The sequence below is a fragment of the Sinosporangium siamense genome, assembly GCF_016863435.1.
GTDB lineage: Bacteria > Actinomycetota > Actinomycetes > Streptosporangiales > Streptosporangiaceae > Sinosporangium > Sinosporangium siamense.
Genome location: NZ_BOOW01000020.1, coordinates 39,676 through 61,789, shown reverse-complemented (window position 1 = coordinate 61,789; position 22,114 = coordinate 39,676). Strand labels below are relative to the sequence as shown.

At 68.3% G+C, this 22,114-nt stretch carries 7 protein-coding genes; all 7 read left to right on the top strand.

Features of this window, described 5'->3' with window-relative positions:
• Window positions 1-88 precede the first annotated feature (88 nt).
• The 7 genes from Ssi02_RS15675 (at window position 89) to Ssi02_RS15645 (ending at window position 22,109) form a co-directional block, all read left to right on the top strand.
• Window positions 89-790 (top strand): alpha/beta hydrolase, encoded by a 702-nt coding sequence (locus Ssi02_RS15675; protein WP_204026183.1) that lies wholly within the window; start codon window positions 89-91, stop codon window positions 788-790.
• Window positions 791-834: 44 nt separating this feature from the next.
• A complete protein-coding gene (locus Ssi02_RS15670; protein ID WP_204026180.1) occupies window positions 835-4,515 on the top strand; it encodes an endonuclease/exonuclease/phosphatase family protein in 3,681 nt (1,226 codons plus the stop codon).
• A gap of 133 nt (window positions 4,516-4,648) precedes the next feature.
• On the top strand, window positions 4,649-4,861 hold the full coding sequence (locus Ssi02_RS15665; protein WP_204026178.1) for a hypothetical protein: 213 nt from the start codon (window positions 4,649-4,651) through the stop codon (window positions 4,859-4,861).
• Between the two features lie 538 nt (window positions 4,862-5,399).
• Window positions 5,400-5,669, top strand: a complete 270-nt coding sequence (locus Ssi02_RS15660; RefSeq protein ID WP_204026176.1) for a hypothetical protein — start codon at window positions 5,400-5,402, stop codon at window positions 5,667-5,669.
• Window positions 5,662-6,285 carry a DUF6879 family protein gene (locus Ssi02_RS15655; RefSeq protein ID WP_204026174.1) on the top strand — a complete coding sequence of 208 codons (624 nt, stop codon included), beginning with the start codon at window positions 5,662-5,664 and terminating at the stop codon, window positions 6,283-6,285. Before Ssi02_RS15660 ends, Ssi02_RS15655 begins: the two co-directional genes overlap by 8 nt.
• Window positions 6,286-6,345: 60 nt before the next feature.
• The gene (locus Ssi02_RS15650; protein ID WP_204026172.1) at window positions 6,346-8,691 is read left to right on the top strand and encodes an ATP-binding protein; all 2,346 of its coding nucleotides are present in this window, start codon (window positions 6,346-6,348) and stop codon (window positions 8,689-8,691) included.
• A gap of 386 nt (window positions 8,692-9,077) precedes the next feature.
• Window positions 9,078-22,109, top strand: a complete 13,032-nt coding sequence (locus Ssi02_RS15645) for a Tc toxin subunit A-related protein (protein WP_204026170.1) — start codon at window positions 9,078-9,080, stop codon at window positions 22,107-22,109.
• The last annotated feature ends 5 nt before the right edge of the window (window positions 22,110-22,114 follow it).

The following is a 22,114-nucleotide window of genomic DNA, read 5'->3' as shown; positions in this document are numbered from 1 at the left end:
TCCGAGTCAAATGACTCAATCGATCCTTCATGCCGCGATCTAGCTTGAGTGCCGTGTCCAAGGTGTCTTATCGGCGAAGGAGTGCGGCATGAGTACAGATTCGGCGTCCCCGAGGATCGTCCTGGTTCACGGCGGGTTCGTGGACGGGTCCGGTTGGCAGGGTGTCTACCACCTGCTGAAGAACGACGGCCACAACGTCTCCGTCGTACAGAACCCGACGCTGTCGCTGGCAGGCGACGTGGCCGCGACCCGGCAGGTCATCGACGCCCAGGAAGGGCCGGTGATCCTGGTGGGCCACTCCTACGGCGGGGTGGTCGTCACCGAGGCGGGCAACCACGACGACGTCGTTTCCCTGGTCTACATCGCGGCCTTCGCGCCCGACAAGGGCGAGTCGGTGAACTCGCTCATCGCCGACCCGCCGCCAGGAGCGCCGGTCCCGCCGATCCTGCCGCCCGTGGACGGATTCCTGCTCCTGGACCGTGAGAGGTTCCCCGCCTCGTTCGCCGGGGATCTGCCGGTCGAGCAGGCCGAGTTCATGGCCGACTCCCAGGTCCCCTGGGGAGTGGAGGCGCTGCGCGGAGCGGTCGCCCAGCCCGCGTGGCGGATCAAGCCCAGCTGGTATCTGGTCGCGACCGAGGACCGGATGATCCCTCCGCCGACCCAGCGCGCCATGGCCGAGCGGGCCGGCTCCACCGTCGTCGAGACCCCCGGCAGCCACGCCGTCTACGTGTCCGACCCGGCGGCGGTGGCCGCCGTCGTCGCCGAGGCGGCCGCGGCGGCCACCCCGTGACAAACCCGGCGCGGAATCGAGGTCGTGGGAGACGTACCCCACGTGTGGCCGCCGCCCTGGCCGGCATGCTCATCCTGTTCTCATCCGCGATCCAGGCCGTATCCGCAGTGGAGGCGCCCGCGCTCGCGTCCTCGGATCCGGATCTCGGTTTCGCCAACCGCATCACAGCACCCGCGGGCATGCCCGACTGGTCACGGGTGGGATATCTCGGCGGCCAAGGGCTCCCGGGTGACGGAGAGATCACCGGCAACGCGTCCTGCCGGATCACCCCGCAGCAGCTCGCGTCCGGCTTCGGGGTGGTCCCCGACGACGGGGTGGACGACACCACCGGACTGCAGAACGCCATCGACCAGATCAAGAGTCAGTGCTCGGGGCAGGCCAACTTCCACCGCCTGTCGCTCATCACACTGCCGGCAGGGCGGATCGACGTGTCCAGGCAGATCTACGCCGACGCCAGCTTCCTGATCCTGCGCGGCCAGGGCTCCGGCGCCGGCGGCACACAGCTGGTGTTCCGGCCCGACGTCAACACCCGGTACGACACGGTGACCCCGGATGGCAGCCGCTGGGACCAGGACGGCATGGAGTACGGCACCGGCAACGACATCGGTAAGGGCGGCTGGATCTGGCCGGGACGCGCCCTGTTCCGGGTGCAGACCCGCGACGTGGCGACCAGATACCAGAACGAGTGGCAGTCGGCGCCGGCCAACCGCAAGGACCTGTTCGAGGGGAGCGTCAACCAGCACTGGGCCTCCGGCATCCGGCTGCTCGCCCGCGACGGTGCTCCGGGCTTCTCCGCCAAGGAGGGCGAGAGCGTCATCCGGCTCGTCGCGAACGCCGACATGAACAAGTTCCACCTCGGCGGTTACGTCTGGGTCGGCGCGGCCAACAGCCGCAACTTCTACGCGCAGCAGGGCGTCACCGACCAGAGCCTGATGGAAAACCTGCACATGCGCCAGCAGATGTTCAGGGTCGTCCGCAAGGACACCACGGCCAAGACCATCACGCTGGACCGCCCACTGGAGTACGACCTGCCTGTCGACTCCACCTCCGACGGTTCGCCGCCGATGATCGTGGAGACTCCGTACGCCAGCAAGGTGACCCCGTTGAAGGTGGTCGAGGGCGTCGGATTCGAGAACTTCGCGATGACCCAGGACATGGCCGGGCTGCCCAAGGTGGGCGGTGGCACGTATGCGCTGTCGGCGACCGACGCCGTCAACAACTACGGCAACATGGCGCCGGAGTACGCCATGCACGGCATCCTGTTCAAATGGGCGGCGCACAGCTGGGCGCGCGGGCTCAACGCCACGATGATCGGCTCGCATCCGATCGTCACGGAGGTGGCGCGCAACCTGCAGATCGAGCGCAACACCTTCGACGGGGCGTGGAACAAGGGCAAGGGCGGCAACGGCTACCTGCGGGGAAGCCGGGTGTGGGACTCGCTGTACGCCTACAACACCAGCAGGAACCTGCGCCACTTCACCTTCCAGTGGTCGGCGAGCGGCAACGTGGTCTTCCGCAACGACCTCGACTCCGACCTGAACCTGCACGGCGGCTGGGAGCGTTACAACCTGTTCGAGGGGAACACGGTACGGACCCCGTTCGCGCACCGGTCGGGCAACTGCGCGGCCAACTGCGGCGGGGAGGGCGGCGAGACCGACGTCGGAACCTGGTATCCGATCTGGTGGGCGGCCGGCCCCAAGGCGGCCAAGTGGTCCGGCTCCTCGGGACCGCAGAACGTCTTCTTCAACAACACCCTGATCAAGCAGGCCACAGCGGGCGGGCCGTTCGAGACGTACACGCCGTACTCCGCGGGCAGTCCCGGCGTGCAGTCCGACACCGTCTTCCAGTTCGGCTCCGACAACGACAACCCGCGCCGGTTCCGGGCACTGGGCCAAGGCGGGCAGGGCATCCCCGACTGGTCGGGCCGGGAGACCCTCGACTACAGCGGGCAGGGCGTGGTGGCCGACGCGAGCGTCCGCAGGACGTCGCTGTTCCTGCGCGACGTCGGCCAGGTCGACCCCCGCCAGGGCGACACGCGCAGGGTCGCGACCTGGAACATGCAGGGCGGGGGGTCGAACGCCGCGGGCACGTACGACACCAAGTATCTCAGCGGCGTGATCCAGATAGCGAGGCAATCGCACGCCGAGGTCATCCTCCTGCAGGAGGCCGGCTCCCCGCCCGGAGGCGCCAGGCACATCACCGACATCCCGCAGAACAACTTCGCCCGTGCGGACGGCTCGCATCCCCCGGTCCGGGAGTACCGCTACGGCGGGACGGCCAGCCGGCCGCAAGGATATCTCTACTGGCTGCACACCGACACCTCTACGACCAACCCTCCAAACCGGGTCAACCTGGCCATCGCGACACACAATCAGATCGCCCCCGCCGACATCTTCGTTGTCGAGTCCCCCATGCCGGGCGGACGGCCTGCGCTCGGTGTGAACGTCAACGGCATGGTCCACTTCACCGTGCACGGCTTCTCGCCCAACGGAAACGACATGGCAGGGCTGGTGGACCGGATCCGGCTCAGGATGAGCGCCGCGGGCCCCAACGGGGCGGCGATGGACTGGGTCGTCATGGGCGACTTCAACCGCGACCCCGACTTGCTGCGAAGCGCCTTGAACAACTACGGCGCCGGGCAGTTCACCGTGGCCGACCCGCCGGCGGCGACCTACCCGACGCGCGAGCCGGCGAGCAGGTTGGACTACGCCGTCCTGCCGACCAACCGCGACCCGCGCGTCACCGCCTCAAGCGTCATGCACAACCTGCGGTTCTCCGACCACCTTCCCGTCATGTACGAGATCGGGGGACTGCCGGACGGCAACCAGCCCCCGCCGCCAGCGGTGGCCGTCCCGTCCTCGTCGAGCGCGGTCGTGCTGCGCAACGCGGGCACCACCAACGTCGCCAGTAACCAAAGCGGCAGCTCCAACGCGGTCACCGACTCGTCGTACTCTCAGAGCCAGTCGCAGTCGCAGTCCTGGCACCTCTGGCCCGAACCCGAGTACCCCGGCTACTACCGGCTGAGGAACCGGCACACCGGGGACTACATGGGCCAGGAGGGCGGCGCACCGGGCGCACGGATCGTGCAGTGGGCGCACTACGCGACCGACCAGCTCTGGCAGCCGATCTACCAGGGCGACGGCACCTGGACCCTGGAGAACATGGTCACCGGCCAGATGCTGACGGCCGACAACGGCGGTGCCGTACTGCGCGGCCGCGACGCCGACGGCTCGGCCACCCAGCGCTGGTTCCTCCAGAGCCCGGAGGAGATGTCGGACGTCGCCGAGCTGGGGCTGGTCGACCCCACGCCGGTGCGATTGGTGGCCAACGTCAGCGGCGGCCACACCGCGGAGAACACCCCGGTTATCCTGCACGCCGACCAGGACGCGCCCAACGAGCGGTTCACCAGGATCCCCGCAGGGCAGACCGAGGGCGCCGACTGCAACTACCTCGTCTACGCCGGCAAGTACCTCAACTCGACGGCGGCCAGCCTCGATCCGATGACCGGCAACGGGGTCACGCTCAACTCGTTCCGCCCCAACAGCGACGGCTACCTGTGGTGCGAGCAGAACGGACCGGACGGGATATCGGTGACCAACTACTCGTTCCGCACACACATGGTCGAGGAGCCCATGTACCTCACCGAGAACGGAACGAACCACCAGTTGACCATCGTCACGAGCCACGCCGCAGACACCTGGCGCTGGCTCCCCGTCACCCAGTGACCACCTACACTCGCCGACCGCTCTGACACCGGGCCGTCGCCGTACCGGATCGCACCGGTACGGCGACGGCCAAAGGTGTGCGCACTAAAAAGCGGAGTTGGTCCGTGCCGGCTGTGCCAGGTCGTGGCGTGTCGTGTCCGTGCGTGGTGGTGAAGCGTTTGCGGTATTCGGTTGGGGTGATGCCGAGGCGGCGGGCGAAGGTGCGGCGGAGGGTCTCGTCGCTGCCAGGCCGCTGTACTGCGCCGCCGAGGTGATGCTGTGGCCCGCCAGGAGGAGTCTGGTGCTCCTCGTGCTCTTCTTCCAACGCCGCATCGTCGCCGACCTGACGGCCGGCGCCCTCAAGTAGCCCGGCCTCACCGCCACCGTACGGTGTCCCGGTCATCGGCCCGGCAGGCGTTTGTCCCAATGGCCACCCTTACGGCGTCTCCGAGTGCCTAGCCGGCGATTGTCGTATTCCGTGAGTGTTCAGCATTCCAACCACCACACTTGGCTGACTTCTCGCCTATGGAAGGCCTACCCCCTTCCCAAAGAGTGGTTCGTCCTAGTTGGACCGTTCTGTCATTTCGACGATCAATTGCTGGCTACATTTCTGTCTCCTCGGGGGTGGCCGGCTATAGGCAGGCCCACACTCGAGAGGTACAGTCATGATTGCGTAGAGGACAAAGCGGACGCTTCGCGAACTAGCCTGCCGTAAGTCAGATGCTTGCTTGCCGATCGGGGTCGCACGCAACTCCACAGTGCCATAACCTCGTTTGCTGCAGTCACGCCTGCGGACGGCAAACGAGGATGGGAGGCCCGCGTTTCGGCCATTGAGCCTGCGTAACCGGGTGTAAGTGGTCCCAAGTTACGGGATCGCGCAATGAAGAGCATCTAAGGAGTAGCCAATGGCCCGCCCCTGGGAAGCCGATCCCCGAGCCGATTTCAAACGCCGATTGGGCGCATCCCCCTCAGACACTGGTGCTTCCCAAGACGAAGTCGACTGCCCAGACATGTGGGAACTCGATAACGGCGATATCGCAATCATCGGCCGAGATCTCACAGAGGTATACCAATCACGACTGCCGAATGGGGTCAGGATTGGCAACGACGAACGACTGGTCATCTTCCCCGGCCGTATGCTCAGCGCAGCAAAACCCGACATTCCCGATGCCTAATCAAACTTGGATCACTCTCGACCCTTCGGCCGGACGACGCCTCGCCAGAGACGCCTACCACGCGGACTTCCGACATTACCGCGGAATCATCCGCGACAGTAACTCCTGGAAGCTGGAGCGACGGCAACACTTCGAGGAAATAGGCTCCCCGAGCCGCGACGCCTTGCGCCGTGGGGAATGGGAGGAGTCCCTCGCCTACCTCGAGGAACTACGCGAAGGCTTCCTGAGGGGTGTACTCAAAGATCGGGAGAACAACACGGCCTTCCACAGGTTGCGGATCGTGGAAGAGCCGCTGACACCGTACATCCAGTGGGAGCTGCACTCCCTTCGCATCGAGGCGGAGTGCGGCAAGCCGATTCGCGTCGTGAACGCCAGGACACTTGGCTCCCTCGAAGAACCCGGGCCGCTCCCGGAGATCGTCATCCTGGGGCAGGCGGCCCTGTATCAAGTGCATTATACAGAATCAGGCGTCCCCGATGGAGCCACCGCGTTCTACGACCGAGACGTCATCCGTTCATGGACTGAACTAATACAACAACTCTACGAGGCCGGAGAAGGCGTGATCGAGTACTTCAATAATCACGTGGCACGTCTCCCTCCGCCGCCGAAAGCTTAGGTGGAGACAATTAAAGAGGGTAATGATCGGGGGCTGCCCCCCGGTGAGACACATGCCGAGATGTCTGGACATTCCCGCGACGTTGTCCAGGCCGGCAATGTGTCCGGCGGAGTCCACTTTTACGGCCAGTGGCGGGATAAGCGGCAGGGCGGGCGGACGCCACGGCAGTTGCTTGCCGCCATAAAGGGCTTTGTCAATCGCACAGATGAACTAGGGCGCCTGAACGCGGCACTGGCAGAAGAGTCACCGACTCACAGCGCTGTGTACGTCATCGTCGGCACAGCGGGTGTGGGGAAGACCTCCTTGGCCCTGCAGTGGGCGAACCAAGCGCAGAGCAACTTTCCGGACGGCCAGCTGTACATCAACCTCCGCGGTTACGACCCCGGCGAGCCGGTGAAGCCTGAGGAAGCGCTTCACCGGTTCTTGAGCGCGCTCGGTGTGCCTTCGGCTGCTGTCCCCCGCGATCGCGAGTCTGCCGCGGCGATGTACCGATCGGAGTTGGCCGACCGGCGGATGCTGATCGTCCTCGACAACGCCGCCACCGTCTCCCAGGTACGCCCTCTACTGCCCGGCAACTCCCATTGCCTCACGGTGGTGACAAGTCGTAGCCGCCTGTCCGGCCTTGCGGTACACAACGGAGCCGTACGCCTGAAACTCGATGCGCTGATCGAATCGGAGTGCGTCGTTCTGCTTCGCACGCTCACCGCGGAGTATCGACCCCACGATGACACCGAGGAGTTGGTCCAACTTGCGGCACTGTGCGCGCGCCTTCCACTGGCATTGAGAGTGGCAGCCGAGCGCGCGGTTTGCCGTCCGCACATGCGGCTGGACGAGTTGATCGCCGACCTCCGGGACACCTCCGCCCTTTGGAACGCCCTGAGCACGGGTGACGATGAGGACGAGGGGGCGGTTCGCAGCGTGTTCGCCTGGTCGTATCGAGCGCTGTCCATCGATTGCGCACGCATGTTCAGGCTGCTCGGCCTCCATCCGGGTGCCGATTTCGGGATCGGTGCGGCCGCCTCGTTGGCTGAGGTGAGTATCCGGCAAGCGCGGCATCTGCTTGACAGCCTGGTCGCGGCACACATGGTGGAGCAAAAGGCTCCTGACCGGTATGAGTTTCACGACTTGCTGCGGGCCTACGCGCGGGACCAGGCTCTCTTGGAGGAAACCCCTGAGAGTCGTCTGAAGGCTCTGGAGCGTGTGCTCGACTGGTACATCCACATGACGGATGCGGCACAGGTGTGGATCATGCCCAAGCGTGAGCGCATCGCCCTCGATCTCCCGCACAACGGGGTGTCCACCCCCTTTCTCACCTACGACCAGGCGGTGGACTGGACCGAGCTCGAACAGTCAAACTTTCTGCCAGTCGTCCATGCCGCACTCCAGGCGGCGCTGGACAAGCAGGCATGGCAGTTGTCGTTGATTCTCTGGAGCACCCGGCCCCCGACCGCGGTTGGAATTGATTGGATCGAACTGGGTCAGCTGGGTCTGCAGGCGTCCCGGCGCCTGAACGACCGCGCCGGCGAGGCCGGCTCGTTGAAGAGCCTGGGATTCACCTACGCTTCTGCCAACCAACTGGCCAAGAGCGTGGAACACCACGAGGCGGCGCTGGCCGTTTACGTGGAGCTCGGCGACCGGCAAGGCGAGGCGGCCGCGCTCAACGCCATCGGGATCACTCATCTCAGGTCGAGGGACCTTCCCGCCGCGGAAAGAAGACTCCGTCAAGCCGGCTTGCTGTTTGAAAGCCTGGGCTCGACCTACTGGAGCGCCGTCGTCAGTTCCAATCTCGCCTCTGTGTACTACCACGCGGGACGATTGGAGGAGGCCGACGAGGTCGGCATCAGGGCATTGAACCTCCATCGAGAGCTGGGCAACAAGAACACCATCGGCAACGCTCTCTATCTGCGCAGCTGCATCCATCTTGACCGCGGTGAACTCGAGCAGGCCCTGGAAGCCGCGCAGGAGGCATACGAGATCGCTTTGAGCCTCCGTAGCCATGCGCTGGAGGGCTTCTGGTTGCTTGCGCTTGGCGACGCTCAGCACGCGCTTGGGCGAGGCGACGAGGCGTTGGTCTCCTACCAGCGATCGGCGGTGCTGCACCGGCGGTCGGGTAACCGTAGTCGTGAGGCGTTGGCGTGGCAGGCTGCGGGCCGGGTGTACCACCGGGGTGGGCGGCACGGTGAGGCTGCGGATTTCCACCGCCAGGCGGCCGTGGTTCAGCGTGAGCTTGGGTTTCGATGGCATGAGGCGACGGCTCTCGAGGACTTGGCCGAAGCGTTGTCGGAGAGCGATGCCGATGCCGGCCGGGAACAGTGGCGGAGGGCTCTGGGGCTGATCTCTGACTACTCCGACCCGAGGGCGTTGCGCATGCGGCAGCGGATCAGGGAGCGTTTGGGGGGCGAATAGAGGGCTTTTATGGGCATTTAGGGAGGTTTGTGGTTTTCCTGGAGGTAGATGTGCGCATCTCCTTTCTGGGATTTTGGGTGGGGCAGGGGCTCCGGGTGCTTGGTGGCGGGGGATTCCCTCTTTAGGGTGAGAATTTGCGAGATTTATTCGTATTAACGGCATGTAGGCGTTCGCGAGGCTGCGGGGTTCGTATTCGCAGGTGACAGCAGGGTTGTGTGCTGCCAACGGTCCGGGACACACCGATAAGCAGTGGCTTGCTAGAAAAGGGGAGTTTTGTAGTGGATGAAAGGAGGATTAGAGATATGTCGGACTGGTAAGTAGGCGTGGGTTGTTCATCTTCGGGATCATGAGGCGCCGTTCCGGGGCCTTTTGGGGAGATGAGCATGATGAGCGCAGGATCGTCGCCCGACTACGCACGGTTGTTTGGAGAAATACGTTTTCCCGAGGCGGACGACGCGCGGTCGGTGTACTCACCGGCCGCTTATTTTGTGGAGCTGCTTGGGCTGCTTGAGGGGACGTTCGACCAGCTTGAGCTCTTGCGGCGGCGGCCCGACTTGACGGAGTTCCTGCTCGACGAGAAGAACACGTTCACCGAGATCGCCTACCTCGACGTCGTCAACGAGGTGCTGGAGCGGCTGATCGGGAACGCTCCGTACGACACTCTGCGTAACGACACGCACCCTTTCGGGCTCCCGTTCTCGCTGCACTCCGAGCGGCTGCGGGTCTGCCTGGAGGAGTTGAAGGTGACGCCGGAGGAGCTCTACCGGCTGTTCGCGGCGCGCGTCGACCACGATGTGGCGGCGCGGGAGTATCTCGAACTCAGCGCCGAGGACGTGGAGGTCGTCACCGGATCCAGCACGGACCCGGCCGTGCTCAAGGAGCGCTACGGCCTCGCCGGCGATGAGGATCTCAAGGCGCTGCTGGTCACCCGGCGGTTCAACGAGGCGACCGGGCTGGACCACCCGCGACTGCGTGAACTCGTCGCGCTCGGCGGGCAGTTGAACGACGTCACGCTCAAGGTGGACGACGAGTCCGCGCTCATCCCGGCCGGGGGCGCCGCCGACCTGCCGCCGCGGTGGCTCGACCGGGCGCACCGGCTGATCCGGCTGGCCCGCAAGACCGGCCTCTCGCTCACCGATCTCGACCTCGTGCTGACCTCGTACGCCGGAGGCCTGCTGGACAAGTCCGCGCTCCGCGCGGTGGCGGGGGTTGTACGGCTCGGCCGGGTGAGCGGGGTCGAGATCAAGGACGTCTGCGAGCTTGTCGTGGAGTGGAAGCCCGACGAGGAGGTGAAGGTCGAGTTCGGCTCGGGCGACATCCTCACCCCCGCCAACCGCGACTACCGCTTCCGGCTGGCGGCCGTCATCGGCGTCGCCGAGCCCGACATCGTGGAGATCGTCCGCCGCTATCGGGAGCGCTACTCGGCGAGCGACCCCAGCCCGTTCGACCGCGGCACGATCGCGATGCCGGAGATCTCGCTGCTCCGGCGGGTGGGGCTGCTGGCGTCGGCGCTCGGCGTCGGCGCGGGCGAGCTGTTCGACGTGCTCGTGGCGCTGGAGGGCGACCCGGGGCTTCAGCGGTATACGACGTTCGCCGTCCTCGGCGAGGCGGGGCCCGAGACGCGCGACCTGCACAAGGTCCTTGAGGGCGGGGACTCGGCGGCGGTGTCGACGCTCTGGCTGGTGCAGACGCTGTTCGCCGTCGTCGGCTGGATGCGCACCGCCGGGTTCGAGGGCTCGGAGCTGGCCGAGATCCTCGGCGGCCGGCCCGATCCCGATCCGGGCGAGCTGAAGGCACTGTTCGACCGGCTGAGCGATGAGCTCGACCCGGTCGCGCTCTCCCCGCGGACGCTGGTGTCCGACCGGTTCGGCGAGCGGGCCGCGGAGGTGATCCACGACGTGCTCGTCGCGTTCGATGAGGGGGTCGTGGCGTCCGTCGGCAGCCGTCTGCTGGAGGTGGAGCGTGCCAAAGCCGAGGCCGCCGCCCACCGGGCCGTCACCGACCTCGGCGTGATCTTCCCCTCGGACCTCACAGGACTCGGTCTCGGCGACCGCCTCCAGGGGAAGATCTTCCGCAATCTGGTGTATCGGGGGCGGCTGCGCGCCGACGGCACGCTCACCGCCGCGACCTCCGAGGACCTCGCGGGCGATTTCACGCCGTACGGCGAAGCCCTGTTCACCGCGATCTCCGCCACCGTGAACGGCACCGCGGCCTACTATCCGTCCGACCTCGAGACGCTCGCGGTCGAGGGCCTCACCCCGCAGCTGCGGGCCGAGCTGTACGACAACCTCCTCTACAACGGCCACATCGACGAAGAGGGCGAACTCCGCGACCCCGGCTTCTTCCTCGATCCCCGCAACGCGCCGGGCTTCACCGTGAACGTCGACCTCGCCGACGCCGTCAAGCCCGTCGCCGGCCTCATCCAAGAGCGCCTCGACCGGTTTCGCGAGGAGGCGCTCAAGCTCGACGAGGCGGCGCTGGCCGGGCTGCGGTTCACCGGAGCCCAGCTGGCCCGGCTGCTGGAGAGCCTGCGCTTCAACGGCCACATCGACGCCGCCGGCCGCTATACCGACCAGGCAAGGCTGCTCACGTTGGATCCGGCCGACTTCGGGCTGGCCGCCGAGTTCGCGGTGGTGCGCATCGCCGTGCTCTCCGCGCTGCGCGGCCAGATCGCGGCCTTCCACACCGAGCTGACCACGTTCGACGCCGAGGACCTCGCCGAGGTCGCCGACGAGCTCGCCGCCGCCCGTGCCTTCGCCGCGCTCGACGGCGTCGAGCTCGCAGACGGCCGGGTGATCGACCCGTCGCGGTTCGCCGGCCCCGAGGGCGCCGTCTCGCTCGGCCCGCAGTTCAGCGCCACCGACGAGCAACTCGTGTTCGGCCGCCTCGTCGAGGTGCTCAAGGACGAGGCCCCCTACCGGCTGGAGCCGGCGGCGCTCACCACCCTCGGCCTCACCGACGCGCAGCGCGCCGCGCTTTTCGCCCATCTGGTCGAGACGGGCGCTCTCGACGAGCGGCAGTCGGTGCCGGCCGCCAAGCTGGGCTACTTCGCCAACGCCGACAACTCCCTCGCGTTCGAGCTGCCCGGCATGATCGACTACTCCCGCGATGTCTTCTTCCTGCTCCACGACGTGGCCAAGGAGCTGACCGCCGCCGTCGAGGAGGTCGTCGACCGGCTCGTGGCGCTCGCCGGCCGGCAGGACGAGACGCTCTACGCCTGCCTCGCCGACGTGCTCGGCCTCGACCAGGACACCGCGCGGGCGCTGTGCGTAAGCGTCGCCGGCGGCGAGCGGCAGGCCCGCGTGCTGCTCGCGGCCCCCGCGCTCGACCTCCCCGAGCTGCCCGACGACCCGCGGCTGCGCCTGGCCCACCGCAGGATCCGCAGGTTCGCCCTGCTCGCCGCCAAGCTCGGCCTCGACGCCGTCGAGGTGCGTGTGGTCTTCGCCGACCAGGACCTCGTCGGCAAGTTCCCCGAGCCGCTGACCCTGCCGCCGGGCGTCACTCGCATCCAGGCCCTGCTCGACGCCGGAGACGGCACGATCCTGCTGTTCGGCGACGACGGCGGCTACTGGGCCTACTCGGCCGTCACCCGCGCCCTCACCAGCCCGGCCCGTCTCCCGCTCACCGAGCTGTCGCCCAACCTGGCCGCCCTGACGACCGTGGACGCGGCGTTCGTACGGCCCGGCGGCGTCGCCTGGCTCGTCGGGCGCGACGCCGGCGGCTCGCCCCTGGCGTACACCCGTGAACCGGGCGGCACCCGCTGGGGCCGCAAGACCCAGGCGTGGGGGAAGGTCAAGAACGCCTTCGCCGATCCGGCCAGGATCGACAGCGCGTTCACCGACCTCGACGGGCGCACCTACCTTTTCGCCGGCGACCAGTACGTGCGCTACTCCGGCACATACGACACCGTCGACGAGGGCTACCCGCGCGACGTCGACGAGTGGCGGACCTTCGAGGGGCTGCCGCTGCCCGCCGTACGGGAGACCGTGGACGCCTGCTTCCAGGACCTCGACGGCGTCGTGCACGTGTTCACGGGCGACCGCTCGATCACCGCGGGAGGTGAGCGGCCCGCCGCCGAGGTGTGGGGCCTGACCGGGTCGGCATTCGCCGAGCTGAAGGGCCTGGACGCCGCCTACACCGAGCCTTCGGCCGTGCGCCTGATCCTCGGCGGTGAGGCGCTGCGCTACTCCGACAGCGTCGAGAACCCCGGCGTCGTCGCCGACGAGGGCGTGCCGCGCCGCCTCCAGGGCGTCCCGCCGCAGTTCGAGAGCGGGGTGGAGGCCGCTTTCACCGACCCGTCAGGCGTGGTGCACCTGTTCAAGGACGGCAAGACCGTCGCGCTCGACGGCACCGGCACGATCCTGCCGACGGCGGAACGCTGGGGCCGGCTCCTGCGTCCGCCGCTGGGGGCGCACGTCGACGCGGCGTTCGCCGGGCTCGACGGCCGCACCTACGTGTTCAGCGGCCAGACCTACCTGCGCTACTCCACCTCCGACTACTCGGTCGCCGATCCGGGATATCCGCGTCTGATCCCCGGCGACTGGGGAGGGCTGGACCGGGTGCGCGCGTCGTTCGTCATGGACGGCTGCACCTACCTGTTCGGCGACGGCGGGATGCTCTTCGAGCTGCCGGTCGCCCACCAGGCCGATCTGGACGCCGGGCGGATCACCCCCGCGCTGCGCGTCCTCTTCCAGGAGCACGGCCTCACCCTCACCGGGATCACGGGTGGGGCGGTGCCGCGCTGGGACCTCACCACCGCCGAGCGCGTCGCGCTCGTCGTGGAGCGGAGGGGGCTGCGGCTGAAGGTGTACGGCCGCGGCTCGCGCTTCTACGTGCGCTACTCCACCCGCGACTACCGGACCCCTGACCAGGGCTTCCCCAAGCCGCTGTCGGACAACTGGTGGAACATGCCGGAAGGCATACAGTTCGAGCAGGTCGACGCGGTGTTCACCGGAAGGGACCAGCGCACCTACCTCTTCGCCGGTGACCGGTTCGTGCGCTTCGACGCCCGGCACCGCTGGTGGTCGGAGCCGATGGCGCTGCGCGAGAAGTGGGACAGCATCCCGTTCAGCAGGATCGACGCCGCCTTCGTCGGCGTCGACGGCCGGACCTACCTGTTCTCCGGCGGGCAGTACGTGCGCTACTCCACCGACGACTACACCGAGGTCGACGACGGATACCCCGCCGCCGTGAACAACCTGTGGGGCCACGTCGCCAACAATCTCGCCCGCACAGGAAAGGTCGACGCGGCGTTCGTCCTGCGCGTCACGGAGAAGGTCGACGGTGTGGACCAGGAGTTCACCCGCACCTATCTGGTCTCCGGCGATCAGTTCGCGCGCTACACCGGGGACCGCCCGGAGGCCGCAGACCCCGGCTACCCCCGCCGGATCTCCGCGCTCGCCGGCGAACCGGGCCTCGGCGCGCTGTCCGTCACGCTCGACGGGGTCGACGCGGCGTTCACCGACCGGCGCACCCTCTACCTGGTCAGGGGCGGGCAGTGCCACGCGGTGTCCACCACGCCTGAGCGCCGCTACGACAACCTGCCCCTCCAGGGGCTGAGCTGCGCATACCTCGAAAACGGCTCGATCGTGGCCGAGACCGGCGCGGGCTGGCAGCGGCTGTCGGCGCTGGAGGGAACCACCGTCGCCGCCACGCCGTTCCTGCCGCGCACGCTGCGCACTGTGCCGGCGGGGTTCGCGAGCGGTCTTTCCTCCGTGCTGACGGGCGCCGACGGCACCACCTACCTGTTCAAGGGCACGAACTGCTTCAACACCGAGGTCGGCCACGCCTACCCGATCGCCGACGAGTGGGGCCGCCCGCGTGACGTGCTGCGCGAGACCGGCGCGGTGGACGCCGCGTTCGTCGGCCGCGACGGAAGGACCTACCTGTTCAGCGGTGACCAGTTCGTCGTGCACGACGTCGGCCAGGCGCTCGCCGAGGGCGACCCGCGGCCGATCGCCGAGCACTGGGGCGGTCTCGAAAGCGTCGGGCTGGCCTATGTGCATCGCGACAAGACGCACCTGTACGGCAGGCCGGACGCCGAAGGCCGCGTCCGGCACGTGGTCTACTCGGGCACCTCCTACGCCGCGCCCGACGGCGGCTACCCGGTCACCGTCGAGGCGGCCTCGGTGTTCCCCGGCGCCCCGGACGGCTTCGCCGTACCCGACGCCGTCCTGGTCGAGGGCACCGCGCTGGTGCTGCTCGCGGGCAAGCGGTGCGTGTCCTACGACGACCGGGCAGGCCACTGGTCGATCGTCCGCCCGATCGACCGGCTCTACCCCGGCTTCGGCCAGGGCCTCGACGCCCCCGACAAGCTGCGGTCGGCGCTGCGCGCGGCCGACGGAGCCACCTGGTTCTTCTTCGGCGACACGTGCGTGGACTTCCGCGACGGCGCCTTCGGCACCCGCGGCCCGGTCAGGGACCACTGGGGCGGCTCGCCCAACCCGTTCCTCGCCGCGGACGGCACGGTTGACGCGGCGTTCGTCTGGCGCGGGGAGCACACCTACCTGTTCTCCGGCGACCGGTACGTGCGCTACACCGGGCGGGTCTACGACCACATCGACCCCGGCTATCCCAAGCTCACGGCCGGCAACCTCCGCAAGGAGGAGCCGTTCGCCAAGTTCCCCGAGAGCTTCGAGGACGCACTCGGCCGGCCGGTCGACGCGATCGTCGGCAACGACCGCACCATCCACGTGATCATCGAAGGGGTCTGCCACACCGCCTCACCCGCCCAGGCCGCCACCTTCGCGCTGAGCTCCCTCGGCCGGATGCGCAACACCCTCGCGGAGACCGGCCGGGTCGACGCCGCGCTCGTCTACCAGGGGAAGCTCTACCTGTTCTCCGGCGACCAGTACGTGCGCTACTCGGGCAGGGACCGCGCGCGGGTGGACGACGGCTACCCGCGCGCGCTCGGCGATCTGGCCGCGGAGCTGAACATCCCGCAGTTGCCGCCCGGCTTCCAGAACGGCCTGGACGCCGCGTTCTGCGGCTCCGACGGCGTCGTCCGGCTGTTCAAGGGACGCCAGGTCCTGTGCGGCGGAACCCTCGACGAGATACGCGGCAAGTGGGGCCTGGTCCGCAACGGACTGGAGGCCGGCAGGCTCGACGCGGCCTTCACCGCGCCCTCAGGCGAGCTGTACGTGTTCAGCGGCGACCAGTACGTGCGCTACCCGGCCGACGGCGTGCTGGAGTACGTCGAGTCCGGCTATCCCAGGACCGTCAAGGACGACTGGGGTGACATTCCATCCGACTTCGAGGCCGGCCCCGACGGCGCGTTCGTGCTCGACGGCCGCACCTACCTGCTCAAGGGCGACAGGTACATCCGCTACTCCGGCCCCTACCACGTGGTGGACCGCACGTTCCCGCAGGACTTCCTGCACCGCTGGTCGGGCACCGCGGACTACCGGCTGAACGACGTGCACACGATCGTCAGGTTCACCGAGCTGTGCCGTACGCAGCCGGACGGGCTCGCCGCGTTCTTCCTCGACGGCGCCGAGGACCCCTACGCCTACCTGGCCGAGACGTTCGGGCGGGACCTCGACGAGGTGCGGTGGGCCCGGCGCAACATGGGCCTGCTGCGGGCCGACACCCGCGAGGAGAACCTGTTCGAGATCGAGTTCCTGCTGACCCTGGTGGACCTGTTCACCGCGGCAGGCAAGATCGGCAGCGACCTCCCCGAGTTGCATGGCGTCTGGGCGAAGGCGTTCGGCGCCGCCCCCGATCTCGACGGGGCCGCCACGGCGCTGCACGCCGTGCTCGAACGGCGCACCGCCGCACAGGAGTGGCGGGCGGTGTCGGACCGCCTGCGCGACCGGTTGAACGTGCTCAAGCGCGACGCGCTCGTCGCCCGGCTCACCCCGCAGCACGGCAGCTCGCGCGACCTTTACGAGCAGTACTACATCGACGTGGACATGGGGGGTGAGGGCAGGGCCTCGCGGGTCCGCGAGGCCATCGCCGCCACGCAGCTCTACCTCCAGCGCTATCTGCTCGGCCTGGAGAGCGTCACCCTGCCTGCCGGCTCCGGCCCCGAGGAGGAGGTGCGCGCCCGGCTTCGCAAATGGTGGAGCTGGATGCGCAGCTACCGGACCTGGGAGGTCAACCGCAAGGTCTTCCTCTATCCGGAGAACTACCTGCGGCCCGACCTGCGGACCCGCCAGACCCCGGCGTTCGCCGCGCTGAAGGACGACCTGCTCCAGGGCGACATCACCGACGCGACCGTCCAGGCCGCCTACAAGCGCTACCTCGACGAGTACACCGAGGTCTCCCGGCTGGCGATCGCGGGCGGCTACGTCTGGAACCCCGACGGGGCCGCGCCCGGGGTGCGGCGGCTCGTGCTGTTCGGGCGCACCCGCACCGAGCCGCGCCGCTACTACTACCGCTCCGCCGAGTTCCGCGACGGTGGCAAACTGTCGGCCACCTGGGATCCCTGGTTGAAGGTGGACGTGCAGATCGACGCCGACCGGGTCCACCCGGTGCACGCCTTCGGCCGGGTGTTCGTCTTCTGGTCGGTCGTGGAGCCCGTCCCGAAGGAGGACCCGTCCAAGTCAACCGTCGTCGTCAAGGACGGCGCAGACGGGCGCCAAGACGTCAGCACGCCGCCGCCGCTCTTCCGGGTGAAGATCTACTACTCGTTCCTCAACCTCAACGGCGAGTGGGTGCCGGCGCAGGTGCTCGACGCCAAGATCGAGGAGACCGACCCCGACGTCAAGGCCGCGCAGATCGCCGACCCCGACGCGAACAAGGAGCTCGAAGGTCTGATCTTCGGCGTCGACCTGGCCGTGCAGGCGTCGCGTCACGTGCCGGACGTCGGCGGGGGAGAGCACGACTCCGTCGTCGTGCAGTGCAGCTATGTCGCCATCACCTTCCCCTCGGCGGGACGCTGGGATCTGAGTTTCGTGAAGTCGGCCCTCTCCCTCACCCCCGAGATGTACGGACTGACCGCCACGACGACCGTCGCCCCGGCCCAGCCCGCCGACCTCGAGCGCGTGTTCGCCGAACCCCCCGAGACGGCGATCAGAGAGGGCCAGGTCGTCCGGTTCAACGCGCCGGCGGACTATCAGGACGGCCGCTGGTTCAGCGTGGACCACAAGGGCGGAAGCTTCCTGTGCAGGCCCATCGCCGACGAAGGCGCCGCCGAGCCCCCGCTGCCGTATGCCGGCAATCAAGACCAGCTGCCCACCACGTGGAGTCAGGTCGACGCCGCATTCCGCCTCGGGGACGGAACCCTCTACTTCTTCGACGCCGGCGCCGGACAGTACATCGCCGTTCCCCCCGGCAAGGCCGCGCCCAATCAGAACCGGAAACCGACCGGCACGAGGTTCGGCATCATCGACACCTCCCTGTGGCGCACCGGTGTCGTCGACGCCGGCGTGGTCCGAGGCGGTCGGCTCTACCTGTTCGCCGGTGCGGACTACTACCGCTACCAGGCGACGGTGCCGCTCGGCGACCTCGACCCCGGTTACCCCAAGAAGATCCGGGGCAACGCCGACGGACTGCCGCCGCGCTGGGACCGGGTCGATGTGGCGTTCACCATCCCCAACGGCGTCGAGGTGTTCTACGAGCGGGCGAGCAACGGGTTCGTCACCTCGGCCGACCTCCTCACTCGCCAGTCGGCGGAATCGAAGTGGAAGGTGCCCTCCAACGTCGGTGTGCAGCGAGTCCACCAGTCCGGCGGCGATGTGTTCGTCGTCTTTGGCGACAAGTACGTGCGGCTGGCCGCCGACCTCACAACGGCCTCCCAGCCCCTCGCGCTCGCCGGCAACAGGGACGGTGTGCCCGAACAGGCCAAGCCGGGGCCCGAGCTGCGGATCGGCTCGACCTTGCTCTCCTTCGACAACACCCGCGGCACGTACACATTGAACGGACTGAACGAGAGATTCGCCACGCGCGACCTCGGCCGGGTTCCCACCGAGTTCGGCCGGAGCGGGGCGGTCACGGCGTCCTACATCGTCGACGGCAAGCTCTTTCTCGTCGGACCAAGGGAGTACGTCCGGTACACCCTCCCCGATGACAGAACGACGATTCCCGAATGCATCGACGCGGGCTATCCGAAACCCGTGAGGCGGGCGATCCGCGGCGTGTTCCCGCGCGGGAACCTGCTGTACGCGTTCACCCCCTCCGGGTATGCCCGCGTCCCCCGCAACTGGGAACCCGACGCCGACCTCACGTTGCTGCCTTACGAGGGCAACTGGCGCGGGGTGCCCGACGGGTTCCCCGGCCGGTTCAACGGACTGTTCGAGAGCGACACGAAGTTGTTCTTCTTCCTCGGACCGAAGTACGCCCGCTACCCGCTCGGCGACACCGTTTCGCGCCCCTATGAGATCGCCACGCTGCCCATCCAGGTGATCCGGCTGACCTCGAGCACGGCTTCCGAGCTGAACCGGCGTCTGCTCGCCGGAGGTTTGGACGCGCTGCTCGACCCGAGCACCCAGGAACTGGACGAGTTGCCTGCCTTCAGCACCACCGTCTCGAACGCCACGACGGTGCGGGTCCGGCCGGAGCTTGGAAGCTACATCCCGGTCAGCGCGCACCTGGACTTCGAAAGCTCCAACGGCCTGTACTACTGGGAGCTCTTCTTCCACGCGCCGCTTCTCATCGCGCAGGCGCTCAACGGAGCCCAGCGCTTCGAGGAGGCCCGCCGCTGGTATGAATACGTTTTCGACCCGGGCCTGCTGACCCGCTACTGGCGGTTCCTGCCGTTCCTCGCCGCCGACGTCGACGCACTCATCGCCGGATGCCGCCAGGACCTCACCGATCTGGGGCCGAATCCGGTCCAGCCGGAGCTGGAGCCCATCCTCGCCGCACTGGCGACCCTCGCACCCGCGTTCCGCCACGTCCGCGAACTCACCAAGCCCGAGCTGGACTACCTCGACCTCCTCGCGGACACCGGCCTCGACGAGGTCAGGAGGAAGCTGGCCACCATGCCCCCCGGCGCCGGTGTGGCGGGCCTCGGCGAACGTGTGGAGCTGATCGGCCAGCTGCGCCGGCAGTACAACCTCATGGGAGACGGGAAGGCACTCCTCCAGGCATATCTCGACGATCCAAACCACCCGCACACGATCGCCGCGTTGCGTCCCGAGGCCTACCGGCGGGCCGTGGTCATGGGCTACATAGACAACCTGCTCGACTGGGGCGACATGCTGTTCCAGCTGTACACGAGCGAGACGGTCGACGAGGCGCGGATGCTCTACATCTACGCCTACGACCTGCTCGGCCCCCGACCCGTGATGCTCGGTCCCGCGACGCTGCCCCCCGCCGCGCCGTACACCCCCGCAGGCAACGCCACGGGGGCTGAGGACGTCGCGCACCTCACCGCCGGCGGCAAGATGATCGACGGCGACATCGTGCACTCGGGCATCGCCAACCCCTACTTTTTCGTGCCGGGCAACCCCGAGCTCCTCGACTACTGGACGCGTGTGGAGGACCGGCTCACCAAGATCCGTGCATCGCTGGACTTCCTGGGCATCAGCCGTCCGCTGCCGCTGTTCGACCCGCCCCTCGACGTCATGGCGCTGGTGCGGGGCGCGGCCTCGGGCGGCACGGCCGACGCCCTCGCCGCGGCTGCGGGCGGCCCCGTGCCCGCCTACCGGTTCGACTTCGTCTACCAGCGGGCACGCGAGCTGACCGACCGGCTCCAGCAGCTCGGCAGCCAGCTGCTCGACGTCATCGACCGCCGCGACAGCGAGGAGCTCACGCGCCTGCAGAACCGGCAGGACGGCGAGATCCTCGCGCTGACCACGTTGATCAAGGAGACCGAGGTCAAGATCGCCGAGGAGAGCCTCGCCGAGCTCCGCGACGCTAGGACCGCCGCAGAGAACCGGGTCGCGTACTACCAGAAGCTCATCGACGACGGCATGTCGCCGCTCCAGGAGGCGCAGCTGGCGATGATGGCGATGGGTGCCGCCGCGCAGTTCGTCTCCGCCGGGCTGCGGATCGGCTCGGGGGTCGCCGCGGGCTTTCCGCAGGCACTGCTCGGTCCCTTCATCATGGGCAGCGAGGTCGGCGGAGAACAGGTCAGCAAGGCCCTGGAGGCCGCCGCGGAGGTCTCCTCCTCCTTCGGCGAGGGCTTCAGCGGAATCGGCGAGGTGCTCGGAGTGCGGGCCGAGCAGGAGCGCCAGGAACAGGACTGGGAGTTCCAGCGCGACACCTGCCGCGCCGACGTCGTGCAGATCGGCCACCAGGTCACAAGCGCGGAACTCCAGGTCGTGACGGCGCGCCGCGAACTGGAGATCCACAAGCGGCAGATCGCCCACCAGGCCGCCGTCGCCGACTTCCTCACCTCCAAGTTCACCGGGCCCGAGCTCTACGGCTGGATGGTCGGGCAGGTTTCTGGGATCTACTTCCAGACCTACCGGATGGCCCTCGACATGGCCCGCGCCGCCGAACGCGCCTACGAGGCCGAGCGCGGAAAGGCGCCCGGCGTCATCAGGGGGACCTACTGGGACTCAAGGCGCAAGGGCCTGCTCGCCGGCGAACAGCTCGGCTTCGACCTCGACCGGCTCAACCAGGCCTACTTCGACTCCGGCAGCCGGGGCATGGAGATCACCAAGAAGGTGTCGCTGCTCCACCTCGACGCACCCGCCCTGCTGGCGCTGAAGAACGACGGACGCTGCGAGTTCGCCCTCACCGAGACCCTCTTCGACCGGGACTTCCCCGGCCACTACCAGCGCCGGATCAAGACGGTGAGCGTCGCCTTCATCACCGCGGACGGCCCCGTCACCGCCAACGCGACCCTCACCCAGATCGACAACAAGACCGTGTTGTCACCCGACCCGAAGGCCGTGCGCTATCTGCTCGACCCCAAGGGCCTGCCGCCCGCGAACCTGCGCGGCGACTGGCGCCCCGGCCAGCGGATCGCGCTGTCGGAGGTCGAGGAGGGCCGCGAGGACAGCGGCGTGTTCGACCTGCGCTACGACGACCCGCGCTATCTGCCGTTCGAGGGCACCGGCGCGGTGTCGCGATGGCGGCTGGAGACACGTCGTCCCCCGGCGGGGCTGCTCGACGTGGTGATCATCGTACGGTATACCGCCTCGGACGGCGGCGACACCTTCGCCACGGCCGTGCGCGGCATGCTCAAGCCCTACCCTTCGGCGCTGTTCCTCGACGTCGCCGCGCAGTTCCCCGACGCGTGGGACGCCTTCGCCGAGAGCGGCACGGAACTGGAGCTGCCGATCACCCCCGCCCTGTTCCCGTCGATGTCGGGACGGCAGGTCACCGGGGTCGTCGCGCAGTACGGCACAGCCGGAGGGAACGCGCGTTTCCTCCTGAACGGCGACGCCCGGCTCGCGCTGACCGCGGGCCGGCTCGTGCAGACTCCCGGCCTGACCGCGGGCGGGCGCCCGTGGCGGTTCACGGCGGCCGGCGACCCAAGCGCCCTCGCCGGCTTCACCCTGATCCTGCTCTACCGAGCGATCCCCTGACGAGG